The organism is Pseudomonas fluorescens, from assembly GCF_012974785.1.
In the GTDB taxonomy this organism is placed as follows: domain Bacteria; phylum Pseudomonadota; class Gammaproteobacteria; order Pseudomonadales; family Pseudomonadaceae; genus Aquipseudomonas; species Aquipseudomonas fluorescens_BT.
This window is the reverse complement of record NZ_CP027561.1, coordinates 5,737,176-5,751,701: the sequence shown is the minus strand read 5'-3', so window position 1 is coordinate 5,751,701 and position 14,526 is coordinate 5,737,176. Positions and strand designations below refer to the sequence as shown.

Here is a 14,526-nt window from a genome sequence, read left to right as displayed (position 1 = left end):
CGGGAACGATCAGAGCGTCGCAGCATCAGGCGCCGACGATCCCGCCATCCTCACGGGTAATCGCTATCACCGAAGAGCGTGGCTTGCCGTTCGGCAGGTGCTCGGGGAAGGTCGAGCCGCCGTTCTCGCCCGGATGCTGAATCCCGACAAACAGGGTTTTCTGATCCGGCGAGAAACTGATCCCGGTGACTTCGCAACCGATCGGTCCGACCATGAACCGGCGAATCTCACCGGTCGCAGGATCGGCGCAGAGCATCTGGTTGTTGCCCATTCCGGCAAAGTCCCCGGCGTTGCTCGAATCACCGTCGGTGAGAATCCACAGTCGGCCGGCCTTGTCGAAACCGAGGCCGTCAGGGCTGTTGAACATGTTTTGCGGCGTGATGTTCGACGAGCCGCCCTTCGGCGTGCCGGCGTGCACGCTCGGGTTGCCGGCCACCACGAACAGGTCCCAGACGAAAGTTTTGGAGCCGTGATCGTCGCGGTCAGTGCGCCAGCGCAGGATCTGCCCGTAGACGTTTTTCTCGCGGGGGTTCGGCCCGCCCACCGGTTGCCCGTCTTCGCCGCGTTTGGCGTTGTTGGTCAGGGTGCAATAAACCTGGCCGTCTTTCGGGCTGACCACGATCCATTCCGGACGGTCCATGCGTGTGGCGCCGACCACGCTGGCGGCAAGACGCGCGTGAATCAGCACTTCGGCCTGATCGGCGAAACCGCTGCTGGCGTCGATGCCGTTCTTGCCGTGGGTCAGTTCGATCCACTGGCCCTGGCCTTTCGGGTGGTCGGGGTTGCCGTCGCCCGCATCGAACTTCGCCACGTACAGGGTGCCGTGATCGAGGATGTCGCGGTTGGCTTTCGCGTTGCGGTGGTTGATGCGGTCGCGGCTGATGAACTTGTAGATGAACTCGCCGCGTTCGTCGTCGCCCATGTACACCACGGCGCGACCGTCGTCGGTCTCGGCCAGGGCAGCGTTTTCGTGTTTGAAGCGACCGAGGGCGGTGCGTTTGACCGGCGTCGATTGCGGGTCGAACGGGTCGATTTCCACCACCCAGCCGTGACGGTTGAGCTCGTTCGGGTTTTTGGCCATGTCGAAGCGCGGATCGAACGGATGCCAGTTGATCTCGCGGCTGGCGGCCGTCACGCCGTAGCGCTTCTGCGCCGGATCGAACTGTTGCTGGGCATTGCTGCTGCCGAAGCAGTCGGTGAAGTTCTCTTCACACGTCAGATAAGTGCCCCACGGGGTCTTGCCGTTGGCGCAGTTCTGGAAGGTGCCGAGGACTTTCTTGCCGTGCTTGTCGGCGCTGGTTTTCATCAATTCATGACCGGCCGCCGGGCCGCTGATGCGCAGCGGTGAGTTGCCGTGGATGCGGCGGTTGTAGCGCGAACCCTGAACGAACTGCCATTGACCGTTCTTGCGCGCCACTTCGATCACCGAGACACCTTCGCAGGCCAGGGCCTTGCGCACGTCTTCCGCCGATTGCGGCAGGCCGCCGTGAGGGTAGAGGTAGCGGTAGTTGGTGTATTCGTTGTTGATCGCCATCAGGGCGCGGTTTCTGTCGTCCGGAAAGGCGAACAGGCTCATGCCGTCGTTGTTGTCACCGAACTGCACTTCCTGTGCGGCTGCAGTGCCGTTGCCGCTCGGGTCGAAGGCCGGGCCGTTCTTGTGCAGGGGCTGGCCCCAGCTGATCAGCACCGACGACTTGTAACCCTTGGGCAGGCTGATGACGTCGGTGGTGGCGGCCGCAATGCTGTCGAAGCCCAGCAGGCGGCTGTTGCCGGCGCTGACACCGGTGGCCAGGGCGCTGCGACTCAACAGGCTGCCACCGAGGAACATCGCCGCGCCGCACAGCGCACCGGCACCGATGAAACCACGACGGCTCAGGCCGACCATTTTTTCCAGGTCAGTGGATTGGTTTTCTTCTAATAGGCTCACATCAGGCTCCCTGCTTGGTTTTGGCAGCCACCTTAATGAGAGGCGATGACGCTTTTGTTGCAGGAACCCGGGCTAGAGTGGTGTGCCGATGATCACATTGGACGGCGAGAACTGCACCCGTACCGGTTGTTCGACGGTCAGTTTGTGGGTGCGCAGGTGCAGCGGCTCAGCCAGGGCGCAGAGTGTCTGGCCGTTGGGCAGGGCGATGCGCACTTCGCTGGGGCCGTCCTCGGCATCGAGAATGGCTTCGAGGGTGCCTTCGAGAAGATTGTGACCAGATGTTGCGGCTTGCCCGTTGCCCAGTAATTCAAGCCAGCCAGCCTTGATCAGTGCCACCACTTCGGTGTTCGGTTGCAGCTCCAGATGCACGGTGCTGTCGTGGGTGATCTGCGCGTCGATGCACAAGCCTTCGGCCAGTTCGAGGCGGATCAGGTCATTGCGGCCCTGATGCTCGATGCTGATGACTTTGCCGTGCAATTGATTGCGGGCGCTGGTGCGAAGCATCAAACGGCCGAGCAGATCCAGATCACTGGCGTCCTCGGCGGCTTCCAGCACCTGCGCCTGCAAGGCTTGGAGCTTCTGATAAAGACGCAGCACCCGTTCACCTTCGCTGGACAGTTTCGCGCCGCCGCCGCCCTTGCCGCCGACAGCCCGCTCGACCAAGGGTTTCTGCGCCAGATTGTTCAGTTCATCGATGGCGTCCCATGCCGCTTTGTAGCTCAGGCCCGCGCTTTTTGCGGCGCGGGTAATCGAGCCCTGTTCGGCAATGTGCTGCAGCAGGGCGATACGCTGCGGGCGGCGGACGATGTGCTGGGACAACAGGCTGGGCAGGGACATGTCGAGTGCTTTGTTCTGGGTTGATGGAGGAGGAAGTTGGCCGCTTGGCGCGTGTGAGTCAAGCCGCGTCGCCAGGTTTCGGTGTGCGGGCCAGGCAGTAGACGTCGACCCGCGTGGCGCCCGCGTCCAGCAGCAACCGGGCCAGTGCTTGAGCTGTGGCGCCGGTGGTCAGCACATCATCCACCAAGGCCAGATGCCGGCCTCGTACATCGGCCTCCGGCACCCGCTTGAAGGCATTGCGCAAATTGCGTTTACGCGCCCTGGCGTCGAGCGCCTGCTGGGCGCTGGTGTCCTGGGTACGGCGCAGGACATTTTCTTCACAGGGCAGATCCAGTTGCTTGCCGAGCCATTGCGCCAGCATTGCCGCCTGATTGAATCCGCGCTGACGCAGGCGCTTGTTCGCCAATGGCACCGGCAGCAGGGCGTCCGGACGTGGCAGGCCCTCGTCGAAGCGATGTTGCAGGAACTGCCCGAGAACCTCGCCCAACAGGCGGCCAAACGGCCATTTGGCGTTGTGTTTGAAACGGGTGATCAGACTGTCCACCGGGAAGCCGTAGGACCAGGGCACCACCACCTGTTCGAAGGCGGGTGGATCCTTCAGGCACTCGCCGCATGTCAGGCCTGCTGCGGGCAGCGGCAATGCACAAGTCATGCATTGATCGCCAAGCCAGGGCAGGTCGGTTTCGCAGGCTACGCAGAGGGGCGTTTCGGTTTCCGCCGGCTCATCGCAAATCAAACAGGTTTGGTTGTTATTTAACCAGATGTAAACCGGTCTATCTTGATGTGGTTGACAGTGCATGGCTCTTCCTTAAATATGCCGAACATCCGTGTCGTGCCTGTGGGTATTCCGTTTCCCCAGGCGCAAGCCAAGCATAACCAAGGAATCGCCCATGAGCGCCAGCACCACTGCCACCCTGCGTCACGACTGGACTTTGGCCGAAGTCAAAGCACTCTTCGTTCAGCCATTCAACGACTTGCTGTTTCAGGCGCAGACGGTGCACCGCGCGCATTTCGACGCCAACCGCGTCCAGGTTTCCACCCTGCTGTCGATCAAGACCGGCGCCTGTCCGGAAGATTGCAAATACTGTCCGCAGTCCGGTCACTACAACACGGGCCTGGAAAAAGAAAAGCTGATGGAAGTGCAGAAGGTCCTCGAAGAGGCTGCCCGCGCCAAGGCCATCGGTTCGACCCGTTTCTGCATGGGCGCGGCGTGGAAGCACCCGTCGGCCAAGGACATGCCTTACGTGTTGAAAATGGTCGAAGGCGTGAAGGCCATGGGCCTGGAAACCTGCATGACCCTCGGTCGTCTCGATCAGGACCAGACTGAAGCGCTGGCCAAGGCCGGCCTCGACTACTACAACCACAACCTCGATACCTCGCCGGAGTTCTACGGCAGCATCATCACTACCCGCACCTATGCCGAGCGTCTGCAGACCCTGGCCTATGTGCGCGATGCGGGGATGAAGATCTGCTCCGGCGGCATCCTCGGTATGGGCGAGTCCCTCGATGACCGCGCGAACCTGCTGATCCAGCTGGCCAACCTGCCGGAGCACCCGGAATCGGTGCCGATCAACATGCTGGTGAAAGTCGCCGGCACGCCGCTGGAAAACGCTGACGATGTCGATCCGTTCGACTTCATCCGCATGCTCGCCGTGGCGCGCATCCTCATGCCGCAATCCCACGTGCGCCTGTCCGCCGGCCGCGAAGCGATGAACGAGCAGATGCAGGCCCTGGCGTTCTTCGCCGGCGCCAACTCGATTTTCTACGGCGACAAACTGCTGACCACCGCCAACCCGCAGGCCGACAAGGACATGCAGTTGTTCGCACGTCTGGGCATTCAGCCGGAAGCCCGTGAAGAGCATGCCGACGAAGTGCATCAGGCCGCCATCGAGCAGGCGCTGGTGGAGCAGAAGAGCAGCGGGCAGTTCTATAACGCGGCGGTCTGATCGCCCGTTTTTTCAGGCGCTGCCTCGGGCGGCGCCTGCTGATTCATTTGCCACCCGTGAGGCTTGCATGTCTTTCGATCTCGCCGCACGCCTTGCTGCCCGTCGTGCCGAAAATCTCTATCGCCAGCGCCCGCTGCTTGAAAGCCCGCAAGGGACGCAAGTGGTGGTCGACGGTCAGCCGTTGCTGGCGTTCTGCAACAACGATTACCTGGGCCTGGCCAATCATCCGCAAGTGATCGAAGCCTGGCGCGCCGGTGCCTCGAAGTGGGGCGTCGGCGGCGGTGCCTCGCATCTGGTGATCGGCCACAGCGGCCCGCATCACGAATTGGAAGAGGCTTTGGCAGACCTCACCGGAAGGCCCCGTGCGCTGTTGTTCACCACCGGCTACATGGCCAACCTCGGCGCGGTTACGGCGCTGGTCGGGCAGGGCGATACGGTGCTGGAAGACCGGCTCAATCATGCCTCGTTGCTGGATGCCGGATTGTTGTCCGGCGCGCGCTTCAATCGCTATCTGCACAACGACGCCGACAGCCTCGCCAAGCGTCTGGAGAAAGCCACCGGCAATACTTTGGTGGTCACTGACGGCGTGTTCAGCATGGACGGCGATCTTGCCGACCTGCCGGCGCTGGCCCGAGAGGCCAAGGCCAAAGGCGCTTGGTTGATGGTCGATGACGCCCACGGATTCGGTCCGCTGGGAGCGAACGGTGGCGGGATCGTCGAGCATTTCGGTTTGAGCCAGGAGGATGTGCCGGTGCTGGTCGGCACGCTCGGCAAAGCGTTCGGCACGGCGGGCGCGTTTGTCGCCGGCAGCGAAGAGCTGATCGAAAGCCTGATCCAGTTCGCCCGCCCGTACATCTACACCACCAGCCAGCCGCCGGCGCTGGCCTGTGCAACATTGAAAAGTCTGGAACTGCTGCGCAGCGAACACTGGCGCCGCGAGCATTTGCAGACGCTGATCCGCCAGTTCCGCCACGGCGCCGAACAGATCGGTCTGGAACTGATGGACAGCTTCACGCCGATCCAGCCGATCCTGATCGGCGATGCCGGTCGCGCCGTGCGTCTGTCGCAGATGCTGCGCGAGCGTGGGCTGATGGTCACTGCGATCCGCCCGCCGACCGTGCCTGCCGGCAGCGCGCGGCTGCGCGTCACCCTGACCGCCGCCCACAGTGAGGCGCAGGTGCAACTATTGTTAGAAGGACTGGCCGATTGCTTTGCCCAACTCAAGTCGGAGCCAAGCCATGCGTGATCGTCTGATTCTGCTCCCGGGTTGGGGCCTCGGCGTTTCGCCGCTGGAGCCTCTGGCCGCTGCGTTGCGTGGGCTGGATGAACACCTGACGGTCGAAATCGAACCGCTGCCGGAGCTGGAATCCAGCGATCCTGCGGACTGGCTCGACGAACTCGATGAGCGCATTCCCGAAGATGCCTGGTTGGGTGGCTGGTCGCTGGGTGGGATGCTCGCCTCGGAGCTGGCGGCGCGACGTGGCGAACATTGCTGCGGCTTGCTGACCCTGGCGAGCAATCCTTCGTTTGTCGCCCATGAACAATGGCCGAGCGCGATGCCGGCAGAGACCTTCGATGCGTTTCTGGCCGGTTGCAATGCCGACCCGCGACAGACCCTCAAACGTTTCTCTCTGTTATGTGCTCAAGGTGCGCAAGACCCGCGCGGCTTGTCGCGACTGTTGCTCGGCGGCGCGCCGAACACTTCGCCGGCGGCGTTAATGGCTGGTCTGGCGTTGTTGGCGCAGATCGATACGCGTAATGCCTTGCAAGTGTTTCGAGGCCCGCAATTGCATCTGTTTGGCGGGCTGGATGGGCTGGTGCCGGCGGAAGCCGCGGGCGAGTTATTTGCGCTGCTGGCGGATGTCGAGGTCGGGCTGATCGAGAAGGCCAGCCATGGGTTTCTTCTGGAAGATCCCCACGGTGTGGCCGGTGCTATCCAGGCGTTTTTAAGTGAGTGTGGTGATGACTGATTTGTCTTTTGCTGCGCTGCCCGGCGGCTTGCCTGACAAACGCCAGGTAGCGGCTTCCTTCTCACGTGCAGCGGCCAGCTACGACAGCGTCGCCGAGTTGCAGCGTGATGTCGGCACGCAGTTGCTGAATCGTCTGCCGGTGGATTTTCTGCCGTCGCGCTGGCTGGATCTCGGCTGTGGCACCGGCTATTTCACCCGGGCGCTGGCCGAACATTTTGCCGGGAACGAAGGGCTGGCGCTGGATATCGCCGAAGGCATGCTCAATCACGCCCGGCCATTGGGTGGTGCCACACACTTTATTGCGGGCGATGCCGAGCGTCTGCCGTTGCAGCATTCGACCTGCGACCTGATTTTCTCCAGCCTCGCCGTGCAGTGGTGCGCAGACTTCGAATCGGTGCTCGGCGAAGCGTTTCGGGTGCTGAAACCAGGGGGGATTTTTGCGTTTGCTAGTCTTTGTGTAGGGACGTTGTACGAATTGCGCGACAGTTGGCGCCAGGTCGATGGTCTGGTACACGTCAACCGCTTCCGCGAATTCGCCCGGTATGAACAATTGTGCGCGGCCAGTGGGTTGCGTACGGTCAGTCTTGAGAACCGGCCGCATGTGCTGCATTACCCGGATGTGCGCAGCTTGACGCACGAACTCAAGGCACTGGGCGCACACAATCTGAATCCCGGTCGGCCGGGCGGACTCACCGGGCGGGCGCGGATTCTCGGGCTGGTCGAGGCGTACGAGCAGTTCCGTCAGCAACAAGGCTTGCCGGCGACTTATCAGGTGGTTTACGCCGTGTTGGAGAAACCCTTATGAGCGCAGCCTATTTCATCACCGGAACCGACACTGACGTTGGCAAGACCACTGTCGCCGCCGGGTTGCTGCATGCGGCGCGGTCGGCGGGGCTGAGTACGGCGGCGGGCAAGCCGGTGGCGTCCGGTTGTGTCGTGACACCCAGAGGCCTGCGCAACTCCGATGCCTTGGCGTTGCAGGCCGAGTGTTCGTTGCCGCTGACGTATCAACAGGTCAATCCGGTGGCGTTCGAGCCGGCGATCGCGCCGCATCTGGCGGCACGAGAGGCAGGTGTGGCGCTGACGGTGCAATCGCTGCTGGTGCCGATGCGCGAGATTCTGGCGATGAACGCCGATTTCACGCTGATCGAAGGTGCGGGTGGCTGGCGGGTGCCGTTGGCGGATCAGGACAATCTGTCGGATCTGGCGATTGCGCTGAAGCTGCCGGTCATTCTGGTGGTCGGCGTGCGTCTGGGTTGCATCAGTCATGCGCTATTGACTGCCGAGGCGATTGCCCGGGACGGGCTGCAACTGGCGGGATGGGTGGCGAACATCATTGATCCGAAGACGTCGCGGCTGGAGGAAAACCTGGCGACGCTGGCCGAGCGGATTCCAGCGCCATGCCTGGGGCGAGTGCCCAAGCTCAAGGCGATCAGCGCCGAGGCGGTCGCCGAGCATTTGCAACTGGACTTGCTCGACTGATTTTGGCTATGACAAGGCACAGTGCCATTAGTGTTTTTGACGGGTGTTTTTCTGACGTCTCTGGTTCAATGGCAGCCATTGATCCTTCCCAAGGACGAGAGCTCCCATGGAAATCTCCGGAAACACGGCTTTTTATGCAGGTTTGAGCACGATTCAGACCGGGCAGAACCGCGTCGATCAGGCTGCCAGCCAGATCGCCAACAACACCATCGAGCGTTCGGTCACCAGTCAGTCCTCCGAAGCCCAGATCGATCGCCTGCGCGGCGTGGATCGCAGCCAGCAACTGGATCCGGGCAGCGCCATGGCCGAGATGGCCCAGGGCAAGTTTCAAGTGGAACTGGGCACGAAAGTCGCCAAGGCATCCGATGAAATGCTCGGCACGATCATCGATACGTTCGCCTGATTTTCTGATACCCGCTTTGCCAGACGCCGCGACTGTTCGCGGCGTTTTTCGTTGTAAGTCCTTCTCCCTCAACTAATCTTTTTTTGTGTGCATGGCCCTTTCGGATGCATGTCGAGGTGCTGTGTCCGGCGTTTGAAAAATGTGATGACGAACGGCAAAAGATCGACGCTTGACAAGGTTTCGGCGTAAACGTATGTTTCAAACAACTGTTTGACCGTCACAACAAATCAATGCGGTCGTTCATTCCCGGTTACATCAGCAGAGGTTTATCGCTATGCCTGACTACAAGGCCCCCTTGCGTGATATTCGCTTCGTTCGTGACGAACTGCTCGGCTACGAAGCGCACTATCAGAGCCTTCCAGCTTGCGCAGACGCAACGCCGGACATGGTTGACGCCATTCTCGAAGAAGGCGCCAAGTTTTGTGAGCAGGTACTGGCGCCGCTGAACCGCGTGGGCGACATCGAAGGTTGCACCTGGAGCGAGTCCGGTGTGAAAACCCCGACTGGCTTCAAAGAGGCTTACAAGCAATTCGTCGAAGGCGGCTGGCCGAGCCTGGCCCACGACGTCGAGCACGGTGGTCAAGGTCTGCCAGAGTCGCTGGGTCTGGCTGTCAGCGAAATGGTCGGCGAAGCCAACTGGTCGTGGGGCATGTACCCGGGCCTGTCGCACGGCGCGATGAACACCATTTCCGAGCACGGCACCCCGGAGCAGCAGGAAGCCTATCTGACCAAACTGGTCTCCGGCGAATGGACCGGCACCATGTGCCTGACCGAACCGCACTGCGGCACCGACCTGGGCATGCTGCGCACCAAGGCCGAACCTCAGGCCGACGGTTCCTACAAAGTCTCCGGCACCAAGATTTTCATCTCGGCCGGTGAACACGACATGGCCGACAACATCGTCCACATCGTACTGGCCCGCCTGCCGGATGCACCGGCTGGCACCAAGGGCATTTCCCTGTTCATCGTTCCGAAGTTCCTGCCGAATGCCGATGGCACTGTGGGTACTCGCAACGCTGTGAGCTGCGGCTCGCTGGAACACAAGATGGGTATCCACGGCAACGCCACTTGCGTGATGAACTTCGACGGCGCGACCGGTTTCCTGATCGGCCCGGCGAACAAAGGCCTGAACTGCATGTTCACCTTCATGAACACCGCACGTCTGGGCACCGCGCTGCAAGGTCTGGCCCACGCCGAAATCGGCTTCCAGGGCGGTCTGAAATACGCTCGTGATCGCCTGCAAATGCGCTCCCTGACCGGCCCGAAAGCGCCGGAAAAGGCCGCTGACCCGATCATCGTGCACCCGGACGTACGCCGCATGCTGTTGACCATGAAGGCATTCGCCGAAGGCAACCGTGCGATGGTGTATTTCACCGCCAAACAGGTCGACATCGTCAAATACGGCGTGGACGAAGAAGAGAAGAAGAAAGCCGACGCACTGCTGGCCTTCATGACTCCGATCGCCAAAGCGTTCATGACCGAAGTCGGTTTCGAATCCGCCAACCACGGCGTACAGATCTACGGTGGACACGGCTTCATCGCCGAGTGGGGCATGGAGCAGAACGTTCGCGACAGCCGCATTTCGATGCTGTACGAAGGCACCACCGGCATCCAGGCACTCGACCTGTTGGGCCGTAAAGTGCTGATGACTCAAGGTGAGGCTCTGAAAGGCTTCACCAAGATCGTCCACAAGTTCTGCCAGAACAACGAAGGCAACGAAGCCGTCAAGGAATTCGTCGCACCGTTGGCTGCACTGAACAAAGAGTGGGGCGAGCTGACCATGAAGGTTGGTATGGCCGCCATGAAAGATCGCGAAGAAGTCGGCGCGGCCTCCGTGGATTACCTGATGTACTCCGGTTACGCCTGCCTGGCTTACTTCTGGGCCGACATGGCGCGTCTGGCGGCTGAAAAACTGGCTGCCGGCACCACCGACGAGGCCTTCTACACCGCCAAGCTGCAAACCGCGCGCTTCTACTTCCAGCGCATCCTGCCGCGTACCCGTACGCACGTGGCCACCATGCTGTCGGGCGCCAACAACCTGATGGACATGAAAGAAGAAGACTTCGCACTGGGCTACTAAGCCTTAACGCGGTCTTTCGAAAAACCGCTGTTCCTTCGGGGGCAGCGGTTTTTTTTTATGCCCGGATTTCCCCAATCCCGGGGCTGATTCCCCAGCATTGATGAAGTAGTCGCTCAGCCAAACCCCGGCGCTTATTGATTCAAAATGTTTCCAGAAGAGTGGCCAATTAATTGCACTGCCCGAATTACCGGTGCTAACCAGAACTGCCTGCTCAAAGAAGCATGACGCCCGGCACTTAACAACAACAGTCAGGGTGAAGCCTATGAACATCAGTCGACTCGCTCGTTTGACCTTCTGGTTACCCATCGCGCTGTCAGTCCACAGCGCCTGGGCCGCCGCTCCCGCCGAAGTCGATCCCCCGGTGCCGGAGGTCCCGTCGCTGCAATCGTTGCGCGGGATGGTGCCTCCCGATCCCTCCGGGACCGAAGGCGGACGCAAGGTCGACCTGATGACCGACTACGTGCTCAACCGCTCTGCTGCGATCCTGCTGGGCAAGGCGTTGTTCTGGGACATGGAGATCGGCAGCGACGGCGCGACGGCCTGCGCATCCTGCCACTACCATGCAGGCGTCGATCATCGCATCACCAACCAGCTCAACCCCGGCCAGGCCAACACCAACGCCAACGTTGCGTCGATTTTCAACAAGCCGTTCATGGCCTCCGATATTCCCGGTGACGTGGCGACCTACGCGACGTTGTCCGGCGGCAAGGGCGGCCCGAACTACACGCTGAAGAAAACCGACTTCCCGACCCACGTACTGAGCAACCCGCTGGAGCGCAACTCGCCCATCGTGTACTCGACGGACGACGTGGTCGGCTCGCAAGGTGTGTTCGATGCCAACTTCGTCAAACCCAATCAGGCGCGTTTCGACAAATGCACCCAGCAGCCGGACGGTATTTTCCAGGTCGGCGGCATCAACGTGCGTCGCAGCACCGGGCGCAATGCGCCGTCGGTGATCAACGCCGCGTTCAACGTGCGCAACTTCTGGGACGGTCGGGCCAACAACGTGTTCAACGGCTTCTCGCCGTTCGGCAATCGCGACCCCGATGCCGGGATCTACGTGACCAGCGAACGCAGCACGGTCGCCACCAAAGTCAGGCTGGCGCTCAACGATGCGTCAGCCGCCTCGCAAGCCGTCGGCCCGCCCGGAAGTCCGGTGGAAATGTCCTGCGGCGGTCGCACCTTTGCCGACATCGGCCGGCGGATGCTCGACACGCTGATGCTCAAGCAGCAACGGATCTCGTCCACTGATTCGGTGCTGGGCCCTGTGTCTGGTGCGCGGCGTCCGACCTATCGCGAACTGATCAAGAATGCCTTCAAGCCCCGGCTGTGGAACGCCACGCAAAACGTGTTGGTGGGCGGTGCGCCATACACTCAGATGGAAGCCAACTTTCCGCTGTTCTTCGGCCTGGCGATCCAGATGTATGAAGCCACGCTGGTTTCCGATCAGGCGCCGATCGATGCCTACCTGCAAGGCGACCACACCGCGATGAACGCGCAGCAGGTCGAGGGCATGAACCTGTTCCTCGGCAAGGGCAAATGCGTCAATTGCCACGGCGGGCCGGAGTTGACCAATGCGGCCAGTCGCCTGCTGATGCATCCGCGCGAACGCATCGAACGGATGGTGATGGCCGATAACCTGACGACCCTCTACGACAACGGCTTCTACAACACCGGTGTCCGCCCGACCTCGGAAGATCTCGCCCTCGGCGGTGCGGATGCCTGGGGCAATCCGTGGTCGTTCACCCGTCAGTACAACTCCGTACTGCAGGGCGGCAAATCGGTCGATCCGCTGGATGTCGACGTCTGTACCTTCGAAGCACCGCTGAGTGCAGCGATTCCGTGCGACGCCACGCTCAAGCCCAATGTCGGTTTCCGCGACTCGGTCGACGGCGCGTTCAAGACCCCGACCCTGCGCAATATCGCTCTGACCGGCCCGTACTTCCACAACGGCAGCCGCTCGACGCTCAAGCAGGTCATGGAGTTCTACAACCGTGGCGGCGACCGGCGCGGCGAGGATGCCAACAACACCAGCGGCTTCGAGCACCCGGCGGTGAATCAGCACAACACCTCCAACCTCGACCCGGACATGACGGCGCTGAACCTGACGCCTGATGAAATCGACGCCCTGGTGAAATTCATGGAAGTCGGCCTGACCGACCCGCGCGTCGCCTGGGAGCGGGCGCCATTCGATCACCCGTCGCTGGTCATCCCGCAAGGTCACATCGGGGATGAAAACGCCGTGACCCAGCGCCCGGCCAGTCCGAAAGTCACGACCCGCCAGGCAACGGATGCATTGCTCAATCTCAAGCCTTATGGCGCTGAAGGTCGGCCGACGGCGGAGGGGCCATTGCTGCCGTTCTACAACGATCTTTGAGGGGAAATGAGCGTCATGGCCATCAAGCATGATGGCCATGACGGAAGTTTCGTGTTTGTCAGGGAAAAAACCTTGATTGAAGGCTCAGAAACCGAGGGGGGCGGCCGTTAAAGAGACAACCTGTGATCTGGATCACATTGTGTGTGCTTAACTGGCCACATTGCAGGCACAATGCCATCTCTTTGCCAAGACGGTCGGAGCTTTACCCTTGCCGCGTTCTTCCGCTGTACGTTTCAGTCATTTCATACCTTCACTGCTGTTGTTGCTTGCGGGGTTGGCGGCTGCGTACGTCAAAGACCTCAACGTGTTCTTCACCTCGCTGTTCAACGTGCTGCCAACTCTGGTGCTGTTGCTGGGCGGGTCGTATTGCGCGGTTTACCGACGCCAGCGCGAACTGTTTCTGATGGTCACGGTGTACATCGCCTACTTCCTGCTCGACACCCAGACCGACTATTACCGCGACAACGGCAAGGTGCGCGAGGACGCGGCCGTGGTGTTCCATCTGGTGTGTCTGCTGCTGCCCTTGTTGTTCGGTCTGTTCGCCGCGTGGCAGGAGCGCACGCATCTGTTTCAGGACATGGTGGCGCGTTTCGCCGTGTTGCTGGCTTTCGGCAGCGTGGCGCTGGGACTTGAACAAAGCTATCCCCAGGCTCTGCTGATGTGGCTTTCGGAGATCCGTTGGCCGGCCCTGCACGGCGCTTGGATGAGCCTGATCCAGATGTCTTATCCGGTGTTCCTCTCGGCGTTCCTGTTGCTGGCCTGGCAGTACTGGCGCCATCCGCGTCCGCTGCACGCGGCGCAACTGGTGGGATTGCTCGGGGTGTTCTGGATGCTGCCGAAAACCTTCATCCTGCCGTTCACCCTGAACATCATGTGCAGCCAGGTCATGTTGATGATTGCAGCGGCGGTGGCGCACGAGGCTTATCAAATGGCCTTCCGTGACGAACTCACCGGTCTGCCGGGCCGTCGCGCACTCAACGAACGCATGCAGCGTCTGGGTCGCAACTATGTGCTGGCGATGAGCGACGTCGATCACTTCAAGAAATTCAACGACACCCACGGTCACGACGTGGGTGACCAGGTTCTGCGACTGGTCGCCAGCAAGCTGTCCAAAATCAGCGGTGGCGGCAGGGCTTATCGCTACGGTGGCGAGGAATTCGCCCTGGTGTTTGCAGGCAAGACCCTTGAAGAGTGCATGCCGCACCTGGAAGTCATCCGCGAGTCGATTGCGTCCTACAACATTCAGCTGCGCAATCAGGAAAACCGCCCTCAGGACGATCAACAGGGGCGCCAGCGGCGGGGCGGCTCCGGTGCGTCCAGCGTATCGGTCACGGTCAGTATCGGCGTCGCCGAACGAGTCGAGCAGCGTACCCCGGAAGAAGTGCTCAAATCCGCCGACCAGGCGCTATACGCCGCCAAGGGCGCGGGCCGCAACTGTGTGATGGCGTTCGGTCAGAACCGCCGTGGCGCGGTGCGCATGGATAACGCTGCGGGTTGAGTGATG

12 protein-coding genes are annotated in these 14,526 nt (G+C 61.4%); 9 read left to right on the top strand and 3 right to left on the bottom strand.

From position 1 onward, the window contains the following. Nucleotides 1-25: 25 nt before the first annotated feature. From C6Y56_RS26270 to C6Y56_RS26260, 3 genes are all read right to left on the bottom strand, one after another. Nucleotides 26-1,927: a PhoX family protein gene (locus tag C6Y56_RS26270; protein WP_169432194.1), complete on the bottom strand. Its 1,902-nt coding sequence runs from the start codon at nt 1,925-1,927 to the stop codon at nt 26-28. A gap of 72 nt (nt 1,928-1,999) precedes the next feature. Further along, a complete protein-coding gene (locus C6Y56_RS26265) occupies nt 2,000-2,764 on the bottom strand; it encodes a TOBE domain-containing protein (protein WP_169432193.1) in 765 nt (254 codons plus the stop codon). 58 nt (nt 2,765-2,822) lie between these two features. Further along, complete coding sequence (locus tag C6Y56_RS26260; protein WP_169432192.1) at nt 2,823-3,563, bottom strand: ComF family protein; 741 nt, start codon at nt 3,561-3,563, stop codon at nt 2,823-2,825. Between the two features lie 91 nt (nt 3,564-3,654). On the opposite strand from C6Y56_RS26260, the gene bioB reads away from it, so the two are divergent. The 9 genes from bioB (at nt 3,655) to C6Y56_RS26215 (ending at nt 14,520) form a co-directional block, all read left to right on the top strand. Beyond that, nucleotides 3,655-4,710 carry a biotin synthase BioB gene (gene bioB / locus C6Y56_RS26255; RefSeq protein ID WP_169432191.1) on the top strand — a complete coding sequence of 352 codons (1,056 nt, stop codon included), beginning with the start codon at nt 3,655-3,657 and terminating at the stop codon, nt 4,708-4,710. Between the two features lie 67 nt (nt 4,711-4,777). Then, complete coding sequence (gene bioF, locus C6Y56_RS26250) at nt 4,778-5,956, top strand: 8-amino-7-oxononanoate synthase (RefSeq protein ID WP_169432190.1); 1,179 nt, start codon at nt 4,778-4,780, stop codon at nt 5,954-5,956. Beyond that, nucleotides 5,949-6,680 (top strand): alpha/beta fold hydrolase, encoded by a 732-nt coding sequence (locus tag C6Y56_RS26245; protein WP_169432189.1) that lies wholly within the window; start codon nt 5,949-5,951, stop codon nt 6,678-6,680. Before bioF ends, C6Y56_RS26245 begins: the two co-directional genes overlap by 8 nt. Then, on the top strand, nt 6,673-7,485 hold the full coding sequence (gene bioC / locus C6Y56_RS26240; RefSeq protein WP_169432188.1) for a malonyl-ACP O-methyltransferase BioC: 813 nt from the start codon (nt 6,673-6,675) through the stop codon (nt 7,483-7,485). Before C6Y56_RS26245 ends, bioC begins: the two co-directional genes overlap by 8 nt. Then, nucleotides 7,482-8,162 carry a dethiobiotin synthase gene (bioD, locus tag C6Y56_RS26235; protein ID WP_169432187.1) on the top strand — a complete coding sequence of 227 codons (681 nt, stop codon included), beginning with the start codon at nt 7,482-7,484 and terminating at the stop codon, nt 8,160-8,162. The genes bioC and bioD overlap by 4 nt, the downstream gene beginning before the upstream one ends. Nucleotides 8,163-8,268: 106 nt before the next feature. After that, the gene (locus tag C6Y56_RS26230) at nt 8,269-8,565 is read left to right on the top strand and encodes a pyrroloquinoline quinone biosynthesis protein PqqE (protein ID WP_169432186.1); all 297 of its coding nucleotides are present in this window, start codon (nt 8,269-8,271) and stop codon (nt 8,563-8,565) included. A 274-nt stretch (nt 8,566-8,839) separates the two neighbouring features. After that, the gene (locus tag C6Y56_RS26225; protein ID WP_169432185.1) at nt 8,840-10,645 is read left to right on the top strand and encodes a phenylacyl-CoA dehydrogenase; all 1,806 of its coding nucleotides are present in this window, start codon (nt 8,840-8,842) and stop codon (nt 10,643-10,645) included. Between the two features lie 262 nt (nt 10,646-10,907). Continuing rightward, nucleotides 10,908-13,022, top strand: a complete 2,115-nt coding sequence (locus tag C6Y56_RS26220) for a cytochrome-c peroxidase (RefSeq protein WP_169432184.1) — start codon at nt 10,908-10,910, stop codon at nt 13,020-13,022. A gap of 208 nt (nt 13,023-13,230) precedes the next feature. Continuing rightward, nucleotides 13,231-14,520 carry a GGDEF domain-containing protein gene (locus C6Y56_RS26215; RefSeq protein WP_169432183.1) on the top strand — a complete coding sequence of 430 codons (1,290 nt, stop codon included), beginning with the start codon at nt 13,231-13,233 and terminating at the stop codon, nt 14,518-14,520. Nucleotides 14,521-14,526 lie beyond the last annotated feature (6 nt).